Consider the following 15,159-nt stretch of genomic DNA (forward strand, 5'->3'; position numbering starts at 1 on the left):
GACTACGTACGGGGCGCGGTGCGAGCGCCTCGCAAGCGCCCGGACGGCCGCTGGACTGCCACGAGCAGCGCGCCTCGCAGCGGCCGCGTCATGAACGCGCCACCCATCTCGTGATGCCCATGACAGGGCGATGCCCTCGCACCACCCCCAGACCACGGAGTCCCGCATGCCACTGACCGTCTCCTCCGACCAGGTGCTGCTCGATCTCACCCGCCAGGGCGAGATGAGCGCATTCAGCGAACTGTGGCGCCGCCACTGGCCCGCGGCACGGGTGATGGCTTCTCGGTTCGGCCAGCTCGCCGACCCCGACGACATCGCGCAGGAAGCATTCACGCTGCTGCTGGCAGCCCTGACCGACGGGCGCGGGCCGCACGGGGCGTTCCGCCCCTACCTGTACCGCACGGTGCGCAACGTCGCAGTCTCGATCTCTCGCCGCCGCACGGCGGCGGCCATGGGGGGCACGGAGGACCTCACCATGCTCCCTGGCGCGCCGGTCGTCGCCTCGCACGCAGAGCGCGTCCTTGACCGTTCGATCACGGCCACCGCGTTCAAGAACCTGACACCGCGCTGGCAGGAGGTCCTGTGGTACACAGCCGTGGAGGACCTGCCCGCACGAGAGGTCGCGACCTTGATGGGGATCTCCGCCAACGCGGTCGCAGCACTGGCCATGCGCGCCCGCGAAGGGCTGCGCATCGCATGGCTCGACGCTCACCTCGAGCACCGCACGGTCGAGCCCGACTGCCGATGGACCGTCGCCCACCTCGCCGAGCTCGAGCGCGACGCCCTCAACGCCGCGGACACCGATCGGGCGCAACGCCACCTGCAGGACTGCCTGCACTGCACCCTGATCCAGTCCGAGCTCGACGAGGTCGCCTCCCGCCTGCGCGCGGTCCTGTTCCCTCTGCTCACCGGGCTCACCGTGCCAGGTACCGCACTCGGGCCCACCTCCGTGGCCCCCGAGACCGGCGCGACAGCCCCCTCGCAGACACCACACCACGCCCAGAGCACGTCGTCGCCCCCAGCCACCCTCACGGCCGGCGCACACGGGGTGGCCGGTGCGGGCAAGACCGCGATCGCCTGGGCCGCGGTCGTCAGCCTGTCCGTCGCCGCCGTCGCCGCCGCCGCCGCCGTCGACACCTACCTCGCACGCACCCCCGCGCAGCCCACCGCACACCGCGGCGAGCACGTCGACGCCCCCGACCGCGCCCTACCCGACCCGTCACCGTCCCGGTCGACGCCGCAACCCGACCCGACCGTCGAACCGCACGACATCACACCCGACGACGTACCAGCGCCCACCAGCCCGGACGACGTCGCGCCCGTGAGCGCCGCCTCCCCGCCCGCCCCCACGGCACGCGCCACGGCCCCGCCGCCGAGCCCGGGTCATGGTGAGAAGACGGGCGCCACCGCACGGGCGGAGGAGGCACCAGCCGTCGGCCCGGCTCCGGAACCAGAGACGGGGGACGAGACCCTGCCTGTACTCACCGAACCGAGTCCTCCGGAAGGTCCCGGCACGCCGTCCGACCTCGACAGGCCCGTGGCCTCACCCGTCCTGCCTGCGCCGGCGACCGACTGGCCCAGCGGCATGGACCTTCTGACCGCCCCGAACATCACCGGGACCGCCCACCCTGGCGCGCTCGTCGAGGTCCTCGACCACACCGGCCGCGTCATCGCCGCCGGCGACGTCCCCGCCGATGGCGCGTGGTCGATCCGCCTGCCCACGCCGAGCGCACGCGAGGAGCGCTACGCCGCCCGCCAGACCACCGGCGGGCGCACGTCACCCCTGAGCGAACCGTCCCCGCGCTACACCTACGGCACACCGGTCATCATCACGCCCGCGGAAGGGTCCACGATCGGGTTCAGCGCCGACCACAACGGCAACGGGCTCCAGGACGAGATCGATCTGCGGTTCGCCGGTCAGGCTGGTCAGAGCGTCCTGGTTCTGTTCGACGGCGTCCCGACCCACAACGTCCACGTGCTCGGCCTCACCCCGCTGCTGAGGTACAAGGACGAGGTCACCGCGGGTCTGCACACCCTCACCCTGCGGTACGTCGACCCCGCCACCGGAGCCCTGGGCCTGGGGACCACCAGCACGTTCGCGGTCGGGCCGCGTAGCCTTCGTGGCGGGCTCGTCGCACACCCGGGGACCCCGGTATGAGCGACGTCGAACGACTCGATGCTGCCGTCCAGTCGATGTCGTGCTGGGTGTGCCGCGCCGTCCCGACCGGCTCGTGCGACACCGCGCGCCACGAACGTTTCGCCCGCACCGTCCCGTGCAACCAGTGCGGCGCGCTCCCCCACCAGCCCTGCCCGTCGAGCCACGAGCACGACGGCCAACCCGCGCGCCCGGACCATCGCGCCACCGCGATCCTCCGACGCCGCCCTGCCAGGTCTCAGCTCCTGGCCGACTCGTTCACGTGCCCTGTGTGCCGCTCACCGGACCGAGCCACCTGCACGCTCGCCCGGCACATCGAGATGCATGTCGATCGTTTCGGCTGCAGCTCGTGCGGGGCCCAGCCAGGGCAACGCTGCACGCCTCGGTGCACCGCGACGGCGCTCACTCAGGGCATCGTCCAGCTCCTGACCACCCTCTAGCTGTCGTGCTGAGCCGTCCACTCGTCCCGTGTCGTCCTGAGGATCTTCAACCCACAGCGTCCCGTCGTGGGTCCGCACCGGGACCCGGAGCACTGCAGGCTCCTTCGGCCCGTTGCTTGATCACCGCTGAGCGAGGACGCACGCCCTGGCTCGGCGGGCTCCACCGACGTCTACCCGACGGCGCCCCGGGGCGGCGTCCGGATGACGAGCACCGCGTCGACCGGGGCGCCGTCGAGCGCCCGGTAGGAGTGGTCGGCGTCGGAGACCCAGCGCAGCTCGTCGCCCTCCTCGACGGCGGCCTCCGCGCCGTGCCGCCCGGCCCGCAGGCGGCCGCGCGTGATGAGCAGGTGCTCGACGACGCCCGGCCCGTGGGCGGGCGAGGTCCGGTCCGCGTGGGGCTCGAGGTGCAGGTGGTAGACCTCGACGGCCGTGCCGCCGGGCAGGTGGTGGGCGTCCAGCAGCCGCGCGGTGACGCCCTCGGACGACACCTCGGTGCCCGCCCGCTCGGCGAGCAGCGTCGCGAGCGGGACGCCCAGCGCCCCGGCCAGCGCGTAGAGGGTCGCGAGCGTGGGGTTCCGCGCGCCGTGCTCGATCTCGGAGAGCGAGCCCTTGCCGATGCCGGCCGCGGCGGCGAGGGCCGACAGCGAAAGCCCACGCTCGGCGCGCAGCGCCCGGAGCTGTGCGGCGACGGCCGCGAGCGTCCCGTCCTCCGCTCGTCCCGACGGATGTCCGGGCGCTCCCGCGGCCTCGCCGTCCGGCCGTCTTCCCGCGCGCCCCGCCCCGTCGCTCACGGGCCGCAGCCTACCGGGGCGGGTATCACGGGGCCTCTGGTAGCGTTCCATGAACAGAACGCTCTTCTCCCGCAGCCCGCCAGGAGCAGCATGGACCCCGCCTCGGACCGCCTGCGCCCCGTCCTCGCCGGGCTCGTGACCGCCCTCGTCGGCTTCACGAGCTCGTTCGCCGTCGTGCTCGCCGGGCTGCGTGCCCTCGGCGCGACCCCCGACCAGGCCGCGTCCGGCCTCCTAGCGCTCTGCGTCACGCAGGCCGTCGGCATCCTCTGGCTCACGACCCGGCACCGCACCCCGCTCACGCTCGCGTGGTCCACGCCCGGCGCGGCCCTCCTCGTGAGCACGGGCGCCGTCGCGGGCGGGTGGCCCGCCGCGGTCGGGGCGTTCTGCGTCGTCGGCGGGCTCGTCCTGCTCACCGCCCTCTGGCCCCGTCTCGGCGACCTCGTCGCCGCCATCCCGACCCCGATCGCGCAGGCGATGCTCGCGGGAGTGCTCCTCACGCTGTGCCTCGCGCCGGTGCGTGCGGTCGTCGCGACACCGTTGCTCGTCGCGCCGGTGATCCTCACGTGGCTCGTGCTGCTGCGGGTCGCGCCGCGCTGGGCGGCCCCCGCCGCGCTCGCGGTGACGCTCGCGATCGTCGGGTACGAGGCCGTGCACGGTGGCACGCTCGCCTGGTCCGATGCCGTCCCGCGCCTCGACCTCACGGCGCCCACGCTCTCGTGGCAGGCCGTCGTCGGGCTCGCCGTCCCGCTCTACGTCGTGACGATGGCGTCGCAGAACGTCCCCGGCGTCGCCGTCATGGCGTCGTTCGGGTATCGCGTGCCGTGGCGCGAGGCGATGACCGTCACCGGGATCGCGACCCTCGCCGGAGCGACCGCGGGCGGCCACACGATCAACCTCGCGGCGATCTCCGCCGCGCTCGCCGCAGGCCCCGAGGCCCACCCCGACGCCCGACGACGCTGGGTCGCCGCCCACACGGCGGGGTGGGCGTACCTCGTGCTCGCCGTGGGGTCCGCGGGCCTCGCCGCTCTCGTCGCCGCCGCGCCAGCGGGGCTCGTCGAGGCGGCGGCGGGGCTCGCGCTCGTCGGCACGCTCGGCGCCGCCGTCGCGGGCGCGGTCGCCGAGCCACGCGGGCGCGAGGCCGCGGTCGTGACGTTCCTCGTCGCCGCGAGCGGCGTCGTCGTGGCGGGCATCGCCGCCGCGTTCTGGGCGATCCTCGCTGGGCTGGCCGTCCACGCGGTCCTCACCGTGCGTCGTCGGGCACCGGACCCCGACGGCGAGGGCGAGACCCAGACGCCGACTGATACCCGACCGCGCGAGGTAGAGGCCCGGTAGACGAGGTAGAGGCGTGGTCATGACCAGGGCTCTACCTCGCGTGACCAGGGCTCTACCTCGCGGCACCGGGGCTCTACCTCGCGGGGACTACCTCCACGGACTCGTCCACCGGGTCCGGCCCGAGGACCGGCAGGTTGTCGCGGAAGACGTTCGTCGGGTCGACCTGGCGCTTGATCTCGCGCAGCCGCTCCAACGTCGCGGGCGGGAACGCGTCCGTCACCCTCTCGGTGCGCAGGTCGGTGTCGAAGCTCAGGTACATGCCTTCGAACACGTCGGCCAGCGCGTCCCAGCGCGCGTCGAGCCGAGAGCGGCTCGCCCCCATCGCCACGACGGAGAAGTTTGCCGACCGGTGCGCGTACGCCGTCGCGTCCGCGGCGACGTCCGACGCCGCACCGCCCGTCGAGCGGATCTGGAAGAAGTACGTGTCACCGCTCGCGACGAGCCCCGCCAGCCGGGCGGACGCCTCGGGCGTGAGGTGCTCCAGCAGGCCGGACCTCGAGACGGGCTCGCCCTGGCCGCCGTGGGGCCCGGGGGCGGGCGCGGAGACGACGGCGTCGTACGGCACGATCTGCGCCGTCGCCTGCGCGAGCAGCGGCGCGATCGCCGCGAAAGGCTGCAGGCGCGCGAGGACGGTGTCGGGGTCGTCGGAGTCGACCATGGTCATGGACTGCGCGACGACCGGCTGGCCCGGCCTCGGGCGCCCGACGATCAGAAAACTCGTCGTGTCGCGCGGCGACGTCTCGACGGTCGCGCCCCAGCGCTCGAGGAACCCGGCGAGGTCGGACGCGTCGTGCACCATCTGCGCGAACCCGACCGCGGACACCTCGTCCGCGACGAGCTCGAACGACGTCACGATGCCGACCTGCGACCCCGCGCCGCGGACGGCCCAGAACAGGTCCGGGTTCTCCTCCTCGCTCGCACGCACGACCGACCCGTCGGCGAGGACGACCTCGACCGCGCGCACGTGGTCGATCGTCAGGCCGTGGGCTCGCCCGAGGAAGCCGATGCCGCCCGCGGTCGCGAGCCCGCCCACGCCCACACCGCCGTAGTCGCCGGACGTGATCGCCCAGCCGCGCGGCGCGAGCGCCGACGCGACCTCGCCCCAGCGCGCGCCGGGGCCGACGCGGACGAGGCGCGCGGCGTCGTCGAGCACCTCGATCGCGTCGAGCGCGCCCAGGTCCAGGACGATCCCGCCGTCGTTCGTCGAGCGCCCGCTGATGCCGTGGCCGCCGGAGCGGACGGACAGCGGCACGGTCCGCGTGATCGGCTGGGCGCGCGCGAACGCGAGCGCCTCGACGACCTCCGCGGTGTCGCGCGGGCGGAGCACGAGCCCGGGCGATCCGCCGCGGAGGTAGTTCGAGCGCACGCCCCCGTACGCGGCGTCGCCCGGCTCGACCGCGCGCTCCGCGAGGGAGGCGGGGACGTCGCCGTAGGCGATGCCGTCGCGGCGCGCGGCCCGGACCGCGAGGGGCACGACGCGAGACGTGTCCGTCCCGCTCGCCGCACGTCCCGCGGCGACGGCGTCCCGCAGCGCGGGCGCGACGTCCTCCGCGAACCGGCGGGTCGTGCGCTCGTCGTCGGTCGCGAGGATCAGCGTCGAGACGCCCTCCTCCAGGACGAGCGGCAGGAGCCGCTCGACCCAGGCCTCGGGCGGTCCGGAGAGATCGGGGGCACCCCCGAGACCGGACGCCGTGGGGGCGGCGTCGAACGTGCCCGACACGTTGAGCAGCCGCGTGACCTCGCGCGGGTCGCGCCCGACGGCGGTCGCGGCCTCGTCGATGCGCGCGTTGCCCGCGCGCAGCCCGTCCAGTCCGACGCGGCCCAGCGACGGGAGCCAGCCGTCGGCCTTCTCCCCGGCGAGGCGCAGCATGCGGGGACCGAGCGCGCCCAGCCAGAGCGGGATGCGGCGCGTGGTGCCGGGGCCGGGCGTCGCGCCGTCGAGCCGGTGGTGGCGCCCGGGGACGAACAGCTCGCCCTCGCCGTCCTCGCCCCAGATCGCCCGGATCACCTCGATCGCCTCGGCGAGCGCGTCGACCGACTCGCCCGGCGTCAACCGCTCGACGCCCATCGAGACCATGGCGTCCCAGAACGCGCCGGCGCCGAGCGCGAGGTCGACGCGCCCGTCGGACAGCAGGTCGAGGCTCGCGGCCGCGCGCGCGAGCACGGCGGGCTGGCGCAGGGGGACGTTGACGACGTCGGGCGCGACGTGGATGCGCTCCGTCGCGGACGCGACGTACGACAGCAGCGTCCACGTGTCGAGGAAGCGCGGCTGGTACGGGTGGTCCTGGAACGTCACGAGGTCGTAGCCGAGGTCCTCGGCGAGGCGGGCGAGCCCGACCGTCGTCTCCGGGTCCTGCGCCGACGGAGTGACGAACGTGCCGAACCGGAGCGGGTGGCCGTAGTCGGTCATGCGCGGGCCTCGCCGTCCGTGACGGCGCCGGGCGCCTGGACGACGGCCGTACCGCGCTCCGCCGCGACGAGCTCGCGCGCCGCGGGGGCGACCTCCTGGCCGACGACGGCCAGGGTCGTCGGGTCGTCGCCCGCGACGATCCACGTGGAGACGCCGTGCTCGAGCGTCACCTCCGCGACCTGCTCGGCCCACTGGCTGGGCGAGCCCTGGAGGAACCCGGCGCCACCGTCCGCCGTGAAGCGGCCGCCGACGTTCAGCAGGCGCCGGACCGCGCGCGGGTCGCGACCCGCGTCCTCGGCGGCGGCGTCGATCGTCGCGTTGCCCTTCGCCAGCGCCTCGAAGCTCTGGAGGTACGCGAGCGACGGGAGCCAGCCGTCGGCCTTCGCCCCGACGAGGCGCAGCATCCGGGGCTTGAGCGCGCCGACCCAGATCTCCACGTCGTGCGCCGGTGCCGGCCCACGCTTGGGCCCGTCGACATGGTGGTGCGCCCCGCCCGCGACGAGGCGGTCGCGCGTGGACGTGTCCCACAGCCCGCGGACGACGTCGATGCCCTCGGAGAGCGCGTCGACCGACTCCCCCGGCGTCAGGCGCTCGCCGCCCATCGCGACGATCGGGTCCCAGAACCCGCCCGCGCCGAGCCCCAGCTCGACGCGCCCGCCCGAGAGCCGGTCGAGGCTCGCCACGGCGCGCGCGAGCACGGCCGGCGGGCGCAGCGGCAGGTTGAGCACGTTGCCCGCGATCCGGATGCGCTCGGTGCGCGCGGCGACCCAGGACATCAGCGTCCACGTGTCGAGGAAGGCCGCCTGGTACGGATGGTCCTGGAACGTCACGAGGTCGAGGCCCACCTCCTCGGAGAGCTGCGCGAGCGCGACCGCCTGCTGCGGTACCGCGGCGGTGGGCGTGACGAAGGACCCGAAGCGCAGGTCGTGGCCGTAGTCGGGCATGGCTCCTCGCGATCTGAAGATACGTTGCTGTACAGAACATATCCGTAACAGATAGGTGGTGCAACCGCATTCCCGGCGGTAGGCTGGGCGGATGAGCACGACCACGACGACCGCCGCACCCACCGGCCCGGCCGAGCTCCCCGGTCGCCTCGAGGACCTCGGCTGGCACCTCGGCGTGCTCCTGCGCGCCTACCGCGCGACGGTCGAGCAGGCGCTCGACGACGTCCCGCACGGCACGCGCGGCTACCAGGTCCTCGTCACCGTGGCGCAGGGCGACCATCCCACGCAGCTCGCCCTCGCCGAGCACCACGGCATCGACAGGACCGTCATGACCTACCTGGTCGACGACCTCGTCGCCGCAGGCCTCGTCGAGCGGAAGCAGAACCCCGCCGACCGTCGCGCGCGCCGCGTCGTCGCGACGCCCGAGGGCCGCCGTCGGCTCGCCGGGTGGGCCACCGCCGTGCACGACGCCGAGGAGCAGCTCCTCGGCATGCTCTCGCCCGACGAGCGCAGCGCCTTCCGCACGCTCATGCGCCGCGTCGCGTGCGACCTCCGCGACGTCGACGCCACGACCGACCCCTGCACCGTCGCCGAGCACACCCTCGGCGTCGCCACCCCGCCCGGGAAGGACCGCGAGCGGCCGGAGGGGAACGCCGGTCCGCCGAGGTAGAACCGTGGTTGCGCGAGGGAGAGCTGTGGTTCTCCGCGACACCAGAGCTCTACCTCACGGGACCAGAGCTCTACCTCGGCAGGGGGTCCGCCGCGGTGGGTGAGGCGTCTGCCTCGGTGAGGGCGGCGTCGGTGTCCTCGGGGTCGCGGCCGCGGAGGGGGTAGAACCAGAAGCACACGAACGCGAGCGCGGCGAGGACCACGGGGACCCCGCCGAGGAGGAAGCGCACGCCGGTCGCGACGCTGTCCGGCTGCACGACGTCGCCCGCGCCCTCGACGTACCCGCTCGCCGAGAGCACACCGGCGACGAGCACGGCCTGGACGATGACGGACCCGCGCACGACGAACCCGTTGGCACCGAAGTACATGCCCTCGCGGCGCAGGCCGGTGCGGCGCTCGTCGTCGTCGATGACCTGCGCGAGTGCGACCTCGAGCACCTGCATGAGGCCCGCGACACCCACGCCCACGGAGAGACCCGCGAGCGCGGCGCCCAGGACGGTGGACGGGACGAGGTAGAGGCACGTCGCGAGGCCGTAGACCGCAACGACCCACAGCATGGCCGAGCGCGGGCCGATCTTCCGCACGACCCAGGACCACCCGACGATCGACGGGATGGCGGCGACGAAGATCGGCGCGAGGAGGAACGTCGCGTCGGCCTCGGCGCCGCCCAGCGTGTAGCGCACGTAGAACGGGATCGCGGCGAGCACGATCGCGGTCGTGCTCTGGAGCAGGAGCGACCCGAGCACGTAGGTCACGAACGCGCGGTTGGCGAACGTGTAGCGGAGCTGGTCCCCCAGCCCGACGGCGGCCTCGCGCTCGCGCACCGTCGCGACGTCGACGGGACGCTCGACCATGCCGGCGAGGGACCACACGAAGAACGCGAGGCTCACGACGGCGAGCAGCAGCGCCATCCAGGTCCACCCGAGCGTGCCGTACAGCAGCGGTGCACCCGCGGTGCCGAGGATCATCCCGACCAGGCCGAAGATCTGGCGCGGCGTGTTGCCGCGGGCGCGCTCCGCCGTCGTGCGGAAGATCTCGGGGAAGAGCGCCGAGATGTTGAGCGCGACGACGACGTACGCGACGTCGAACAGGGCCACGACGACGAGGAACCACACGACGAGGCCGGTCGGCCCCACGGCGGGTGGCGTCCACACGAGCGCGAACGCGACGACGAGCGGGACGATCCCCAGCACGATCCACGGGACGCGACGGCCCCAGCGCGTGCGGCGACGGTCGGAGACCGCGCCGACGAGCGGGTTGAGCAGGGCGTTGAGGATGCCGTGCGCGACCATCGCGCCCGCGACCCAGCCGGCGCGCACGCCGAGGTGGTCGACGTAGAAGTAGACGACGAACGCGGAGAACGTCTGCATGAGCAGGTTCGACGGGAACGCGGAAGCGCCGTAGGCGACCGTCTGCGCGCGCGAGGGCGTGCCGACGAGCCGGCGGTCACGGACGCGGGAGAGCAGCCCGCCGCCCGCCGTCGACGCGCTGCCCGACGGCGTCCCGTGCGGGGCACTCACCGCTCGCCCCGCTGCACCGCGCGCAGGTCCCGCCAGCCGACGCGGACGATCCCCTCCTCGGCGATCACGGCGGCCACGGCCGGGTCGGCGAGGAGCCGACGTTCGAAGCCGCGCTTCGCGACGCCGTAGTCCGCGACGTCGCCCAGCTCGTCGTCGTCGAGCATCGGGTGGAGGAAGATCTCCGTCACCCCGGACGGGACGCGGCGCAGCAGGTCGAGGAAGTCGGCCCGGACGTCCTCGTAGTCCTCCTCCTCGACCGTCCCGGCGCCGTCGAGCTCGAACGGGTGGGTCCACAGTCGGTCGACCAGGACGACGCCCAGCGCGTCCGCGGCGGCCGTCGCCTCGTCGAGCAGAGGCTGGAAGTCGCCGGGAGGAAGGACCATCCCGTCGGTCGTCCGGGGCAGCCGGAACGGCAGGCGGTACCGGGCGGCGAGCTCGAAGACCTGCGGCAGGAACGACCGACCGGTCTCGAGGCCGTAGACCGAGCCCATGTGGTTGTCGAGGTGGGAGACGTCGACCCCGGCCGCGAGCGCCGTGTCGACCTGAGCCGTGAGCTCGGCGACGACGTCCTCGACGCGCGCCTGGCGCTCGACGGACAGGACGTCGCGCGGGAAGTAGCCCGCGTCGTCGACCAGGGACGTGCCCGTCCCGGTGAGCGGCCGCCAGCGGTACCGCGTCCACTCGCTCGTCAGCACGAGGTGCACCCCGACGTCGACGGGGTGCGCGGCCGCAAAGGCGAGCGCGTCCGGCGCCCACCCGCACGGGACCATGACGGTCGCGGAGTCGATGTGCCCGGCGAGGAGGAGCTCGGAGACCGCGCGGTTGGCGGCCCGGCACATGCCGTAGTCGTCGGCGTTGAGGATGATCGCGCGCGCGTCGGCGGCGAGGCCGAGCCGGGAGACCAGGTCCGACGGCGGTGCTCCCCCACTCGGTGGGGCTGCGGTCACGACGCCGCCTCCTCGCGCTCGTCCCCGGCGTCGCCCTCGCCCGGCGCGGGGTGGGCGGCGGCGGTGCGGAACACCTCGTCGCGCAGCGCGTCGCTCGCCGAGCGCGCGGCTCCCACCACGACGGCGTCGCACGTGAGGTCCGAGGAGACGACCCGGATGGGGAGCACGGCGATCTTCTCCGCCAGGAAGCGCGTCACCCGGTCCGCGATCGGCGCGCGCGCGGCCTGGTTCGTGAGGACGAAGAGCTCCGGCTCGACCACGAGCGCGACCGACGCCGCGACGACACCGATGCGCTCGGCGACCTCGTCGAGCGCGTCGTTCGAGGCGCCGTCGCCGTGCTCGGCTCGGTCGACGAGCTCCTTGACGGTCACGTCGTCCGGCAGGCCGTGCTCCTTCGCGAGCACGGCGAGCGACGACGCGCCCAGCGCCTCCGAGCCCAGCGCCCGGGCGGGGTGCGGCAGGAACGAGACCTCGCCCGCACCGCCCGCGAACCCGCGGTGAAGCTTCCCGTCGAGCACCAGCCCCGCGCCGAAACCGTCGCCGAGACCGAGCACCGCGAACGAGCGCACGCCCACGGCGACCCCGTCACGCTGCTCGGCGAGCGCCGCGAGGTTGAGGTCGTTCTCGAGCGTGACCGGGCAGCCCAGCGAGTCCTCGAGGGCCTCGACCAGGTCGGTCCCGCCCTTCTCGTAGCCGGGGACGCGCCGGATGGTCCGCTGGTCCGACCCGACGATCAGCGGGACCGCCGCGACGGCGCGCGTGACCTCGACCGCGGTGCCCTCGGGGAGCCGGGCCGCGACGTCGCTCACGCACGCGCGGGCGAGCTCCGCGGCCGCGCGCGCACGGGCCGTCGTCGTCGGCTTGACGTCCCGACGCTCCGCGCGGGCGCGGATCGCGCCCGTGACGTCGACGAGCGCGACGCGCACCCGGTCGCGCGCGACGTCGATCCCCAGCCCGAACGCGTAGTCGGGGTCCACGCGGTACAGCGTCGCGGCCGGCCCCCGACGGTCGCGGTCGAGCCCGGCCTCCCTGACGACGCCCGTCGCCTCGAGCGCGCGCAGCGTCTGCGCGACGGTCGTCTTGGACAGCCCGGTCGCCGAGACGACGTCGGGCCGCGCGACCTGCGCGCCCGTGCCGAGCACGTCGAGCACGGCGCGCGCGTTGAGGGTGCGCAGGAGGGCGGGTGTACCGGCGGGAGTGGTGTCCATCTGGTCTCCGTCGAGCAGTGGGTGGGTCGAGCCGACATGTCCGGGCCGTACAGGTAGGGCGGGAGGTTCCCTACCCGCCCGGAGACTAACCAAGGTCCCTGTCGTTGTCGACGGCAACCGGTCTCCCTGTGGACGGCCCTGTACCGTGGCGTCGTGATCCGCCGAGCCCTCGCCCGCGCCTACTGGGCGACCAGCCGGTGGTCCCTGCGTTCCGAGCCGTACGACACCGGCCGCCCGACGCTCCTCGTCGGCGCCCCGCACACGTCGAACTGGGACTTCGTCCTGATGCTCGCCATCGCCTGGAGCACGGGCATCCACGTGCGCTGGCTCGGGAAGCACACGCTGTTCGCCGGCCCCGCGGGCCCGCTCATGCGCGCGCTCGGCGGCATCCCCGTCGACCGGCGCGACCCGAGCCGCGTCGTGGCCGACGTCGTCGCGCGCCTCCAGGCGGGCGAGGTGTTCTCGCTCGTCGTGACGCCCGAGGGCACGCGCGGCGCGGGGTCGTACTGGAAGTCGGGCTTCTACCGCATCGCGCGCGAGGCGCACCTGCCGGTGACCCTCGGGTACGTCGACCGCACCACCATGACCACCGGCCTCGGCCCGACGATCGAGCTCACGGGCGACGTGCGCGCCGACATGGACGTCGTGCGCGCGTTCTACGCCGACAAGTCCGGCCTCCGCCCGGCGCTGCGCACCGAGCCGCGGTTGCGCGAGGAGGACGCGGCCGCCGCCTGACGCACCGAACCCTGCGTCCCGACCCGGGCACGCCGTCGGAGCGCCGCAGGGGGTACGTGGTCCCCACATGGTTTTCGCCCGCCGAGCCGCCCGACGGGGCACGACGACGGAGCAGGCTCGACCGCGCAGGCGCACGATCCCGGCGAATCGACCCGCCGGGTACGGGACTTCCCGTACCCGGCGCCGGTCGTGCGTAGTCGTTGAGCGGACGTCGCACGGCTGCCTACGGTCCACCACGTCACGGCCGACGGTGCGGGCTCCGCACGGCGTCGGCCCTCCCCGACACAGGAAGCGAGTCCCCCATGAAGCGACTCCGCGCGGCGCTCCTCGCCGCCGTCGTGGGCGCGACCGCGATCATCGCCCCGATCGCGATCGCCCCCAGCGCCTCGGCGCACGGCTGGATCACCTCTCCGGCCTCCCGGCAGGACCACTGCGCGAAGGGCACCACGTCCTTCGACTGCGGGTCCATCAAGTACGAGCCGCAGTCCGTCGAGGCCCCCAAGGGCTCGATGAAGTGCTCCGGCGGCAGCGGCTACGCGATCCTCGACGACGCGAGCAAGCCCTGGCCCCGCACGACCACCGGCCGCGACGTGACGTTCCAGTGGAACCTCACCGCGAACCACGCCACGAGCGTGTGGGAGTACTTCGTGGACGGCCAGCTCTTCGCGACGTTCGACGGCGGTGGCGTCCAGCCGCCCAAGGACATCTCGCACACCCTCAAGGGCCTGCCGCTCGGCAACCACACGATCCTCGCGCGCTGGAACGTGTCGAACACGGTGAACGCCTTCTACAACTGCGTCGACCTGACCGTCACGGCCGACGGCACCAACCCCGGCGGCGGGGAGAACCCCGGCGGCGGCGAGGGCGAGAACCCCGGCGGCGGCGAGCCGGGCACCTGCACCGACGCGGCCTGGTCGTCGGCCTCCGTCTACACGGGCGGCGCGAAGGTCTCGCACGACGGCAACGTCTACGAGGCGAAGTGGTGGACGCAGAACAACGTCCCGGGCTCCGAGGCGTGGGGTCCGTGGAAGCTGATCGGCGCCTGCTGACCGCTGAGACCCGCGACGGCGGGTGCCCTCGTCCGCACGGGCGAGGGCACCCGCCGTCGTGCGTGCCCGGCGTGGACGGCGCGCCGGGTACGCGGAAGCACGTACGGGCTTTGCCCAATTGTCCGCACTCCTCACGTTTCGTAGCGTCGAGAGTGCCCGATCCGAGAGCGGCCCGCGACGAAGCGCGCCGCAGGACCCATGCACCACCGGATGGAGAGCGAGACAACTCATGCGAAGACTGAGAGCGGTACTCCTGGCGGCCGTCGTCGGGGCGGTCGCGATCATCGCCCCCGTGGCCATCGCACCCAGCGCGAGCGCGCACGGCTGGATCACGTCCCCGCCGAGCCGGCAGGACCACTGCGCCAAGGGGACCACGTCCTTCGACTGCGGCGGCATCAAGTACGAGCCGCAGTCCGTCGAGGCGCCCAAGGGCTCGATGAAGTGTTCCGGCGGCAGCGGGTTCAGCATCCTCGACGACACGAGCAAGCCGTGGCCGCGCACGCAGACCGGCACGTCGGTGACGTTCCAGTGGAACCTCACCGCGGCGCACAACACGAGCACGTGGGAGTACTTCGTCGACGGCGTGCTCTTCAAGACGTTCAACCAGGGCGGAGCGCAGCCCCCGAGCAACATCTCCCACACGCTGACCGGCCTGCCCGAGGGCAACCACACGATCCTCGCGCGCTGGAACGTGTCGAACACGGTGAACGCGTTCTACAACTGCGTCGACCTGAAGATCGGCGCCGGCGGCACGGACCCAGGCGACCCGGACCCCGAGCCCACGGACCCCGAGCCCGGCAACTGCACGGCGCCGGCGTGGACCGCGGGCGGGGTGTACGTCGGCGGCGCGAACGTCTCGCACGACGGCCGCAACTACCAGGCCAAGTGGTGGACGACGGGCGAGAACCCCGCCCAGAGCGGCCAGTGGGGCGTCTGGAAGGACCTCGGCGCCTGCTGAC

12 protein-coding genes are annotated in these 15,159 nt (G+C 74.0%); 6 read left to right on the plus strand and 6 right to left on the minus strand.

Annotated elements, in window-relative coordinates; all coding sequences use genetic code 11:
* The first annotated feature begins 166 nt into the window (after positions 1–166).
* Positions 167–2,158 carry a sigma-70 family RNA polymerase sigma factor gene (locus ACFVN3_RS00190; RefSeq protein WP_378229341.1) on the plus strand — a complete coding sequence of 664 codons (1,992 nt, stop codon included), beginning with the start codon at positions 167–169 and terminating at the stop codon, positions 2,156–2,158.
* Between the two features lie 607 nt (positions 2,159–2,765).
* On the opposite strand, the gene ACFVN3_RS00195 is transcribed toward ACFVN3_RS00190, so the two are convergent.
* Entirely contained in the window at positions 2,766–3,386 is a 621-nt protein-coding gene (locus tag ACFVN3_RS00195; RefSeq protein WP_378229343.1) for a helix-turn-helix domain-containing protein, read from the minus strand.
* 90 nt (positions 3,387–3,476) lie between these two features.
* Here ACFVN3_RS00195 and ACFVN3_RS00200 point away from each other — a divergent pair, with 90 nt between their 5' ends.
* Positions 3,477–4,718: a benzoate/H(+) symporter BenE family transporter gene (locus ACFVN3_RS00200; protein WP_378229345.1), complete on the plus strand. Its 1,242-nt coding sequence runs from the start codon at positions 3,477–3,479 to the stop codon at positions 4,716–4,718.
* Between the two features lie 73 nt (positions 4,719–4,791).
* On the opposite strand, the gene ACFVN3_RS00205 is transcribed toward ACFVN3_RS00200, so the two are convergent.
* Positions 4,792–7,128, minus strand: coding sequence for an LLM class flavin-dependent oxidoreductase (locus tag ACFVN3_RS00205; RefSeq protein ID WP_378229347.1), 2,337 nt, complete (start codon positions 7,126–7,128; stop codon positions 4,792–4,794).
* Positions 7,125–8,072: an LLM class flavin-dependent oxidoreductase gene (locus ACFVN3_RS00210; protein WP_378229349.1), complete on the minus strand. Its 948-nt coding sequence runs from the start codon at positions 8,070–8,072 to the stop codon at positions 7,125–7,127. Before ACFVN3_RS00210 ends, ACFVN3_RS00205 begins: the two co-directional genes overlap by 4 nt.
* Positions 8,073–8,163: 91 nt before the next feature.
* Between ACFVN3_RS00210 and ACFVN3_RS00215 the strand changes: the two genes are divergently transcribed.
* Positions 8,164–8,742 carry a MarR family winged helix-turn-helix transcriptional regulator gene (locus ACFVN3_RS00215; RefSeq protein WP_378229351.1) on the plus strand — a complete coding sequence of 193 codons (579 nt, stop codon included), beginning with the start codon at positions 8,164–8,166 and terminating at the stop codon, positions 8,740–8,742.
* A 70-nt stretch (positions 8,743–8,812) separates the two neighbouring features.
* On the opposite strand, the gene ACFVN3_RS00220 is transcribed toward ACFVN3_RS00215, so the two are convergent.
* The 3 genes from ACFVN3_RS00220 to ACFVN3_RS00230 are packed head-to-tail and all read right to left on the minus strand — an operon-like array spanning position 8,813 to position 12,416.
* Entirely contained in the window at positions 8,813–10,261 is a 1,449-nt protein-coding gene (locus ACFVN3_RS00220; protein ID WP_378229353.1) for an MFS transporter, read from the minus strand.
* The gene (locus ACFVN3_RS00225) at positions 10,258–11,208 is read right to left on the minus strand and encodes a polysaccharide deacetylase family protein (RefSeq protein WP_378229355.1); all 951 of its coding nucleotides are present in this window, start codon (positions 11,206–11,208) and stop codon (positions 10,258–10,260) included. Before ACFVN3_RS00225 ends, ACFVN3_RS00220 begins: the two co-directional genes overlap by 4 nt.
* Positions 11,205–12,416, minus strand: coding sequence for an ROK family transcriptional regulator (locus tag ACFVN3_RS00230; protein WP_378229357.1), 1,212 nt, complete (start codon positions 12,414–12,416; stop codon positions 11,205–11,207). Before ACFVN3_RS00230 ends, ACFVN3_RS00225 begins: the two co-directional genes overlap by 4 nt.
* A 153-nt stretch (positions 12,417–12,569) precedes the next feature.
* Between ACFVN3_RS00230 and ACFVN3_RS00235 the strand changes: the two genes are divergently transcribed.
* From ACFVN3_RS00235 to ACFVN3_RS00245, 3 genes are all read left to right on the plus strand, one after another.
* The gene (locus ACFVN3_RS00235) at positions 12,570–13,151 is read left to right on the plus strand and encodes a 1-acyl-sn-glycerol-3-phosphate acyltransferase (RefSeq protein WP_237840580.1); all 582 of its coding nucleotides are present in this window, start codon (positions 12,570–12,572) and stop codon (positions 13,149–13,151) included.
* A 302-nt stretch (positions 13,152–13,453) separates the two neighbouring features.
* Positions 13,454–14,200 (plus strand): lytic polysaccharide monooxygenase, encoded by a 747-nt coding sequence (locus ACFVN3_RS00240; protein ID WP_378229360.1) that lies wholly within the window; start codon positions 13,454–13,456, stop codon positions 14,198–14,200.
* A gap of 292 nt (positions 14,201–14,492) precedes the next feature.
* Complete coding sequence (locus tag ACFVN3_RS00245; protein ID WP_378229362.1) at positions 14,493–15,158, plus strand: lytic polysaccharide monooxygenase; 666 nt, start codon at positions 14,493–14,495, stop codon at positions 15,156–15,158.
* The last annotated feature ends 1 nt before the right edge of the window (position 15,159 follow it).

The organism is Cellulosimicrobium sp. NPDC057862, from assembly GCF_042797035.1.
Classification (GTDB): domain Bacteria; phylum Actinomycetota; class Actinomycetes; order Actinomycetales; family Cellulomonadaceae; genus Cellulosimicrobium.

Coding starts and splice junctions, on each gene's coding strand:
- ACFVN3_RS00240 (WP_378229360.1), top strand. CDS start 13,454: ATGAAGCGACTCCGCGCGGCGCTCCTCGCCGCCGTCGTGGGCGCGACC.
- ACFVN3_RS00200 (WP_378229345.1), top strand. CDS start 3,477: ATGGACCCCGCCTCGGACCGCCTGCGCCCCGTCCTCGCCGGGCTCGTG.
- ACFVN3_RS00210 (WP_378229349.1), bottom strand. CDS start 8,072: ATGCCCGACTACGGCCACGACCTGCGCTTCGGGTCCTTCGTCACGCCC.
- ACFVN3_RS00205 (WP_378229347.1), bottom strand. CDS start 7,128: ATGACCGACTACGGCCACCCGCTCCGGTTCGGCACGTTCGTCACTCCG.
- ACFVN3_RS00215 (WP_378229351.1), top strand. CDS start 8,164: ATGAGCACGACCACGACGACCGCCGCACCCACCGGCCCGGCCGAGCTC.
- ACFVN3_RS00230 (WP_378229357.1), bottom strand. CDS start 12,416: ATGGACACCACTCCCGCCGGTACACCCGCCCTCCTGCGCACCCTCAAC.
- ACFVN3_RS00190 (WP_378229341.1), top strand. CDS start 167: ATGCCACTGACCGTCTCCTCCGACCAGGTGCTGCTCGATCTCACCCGC.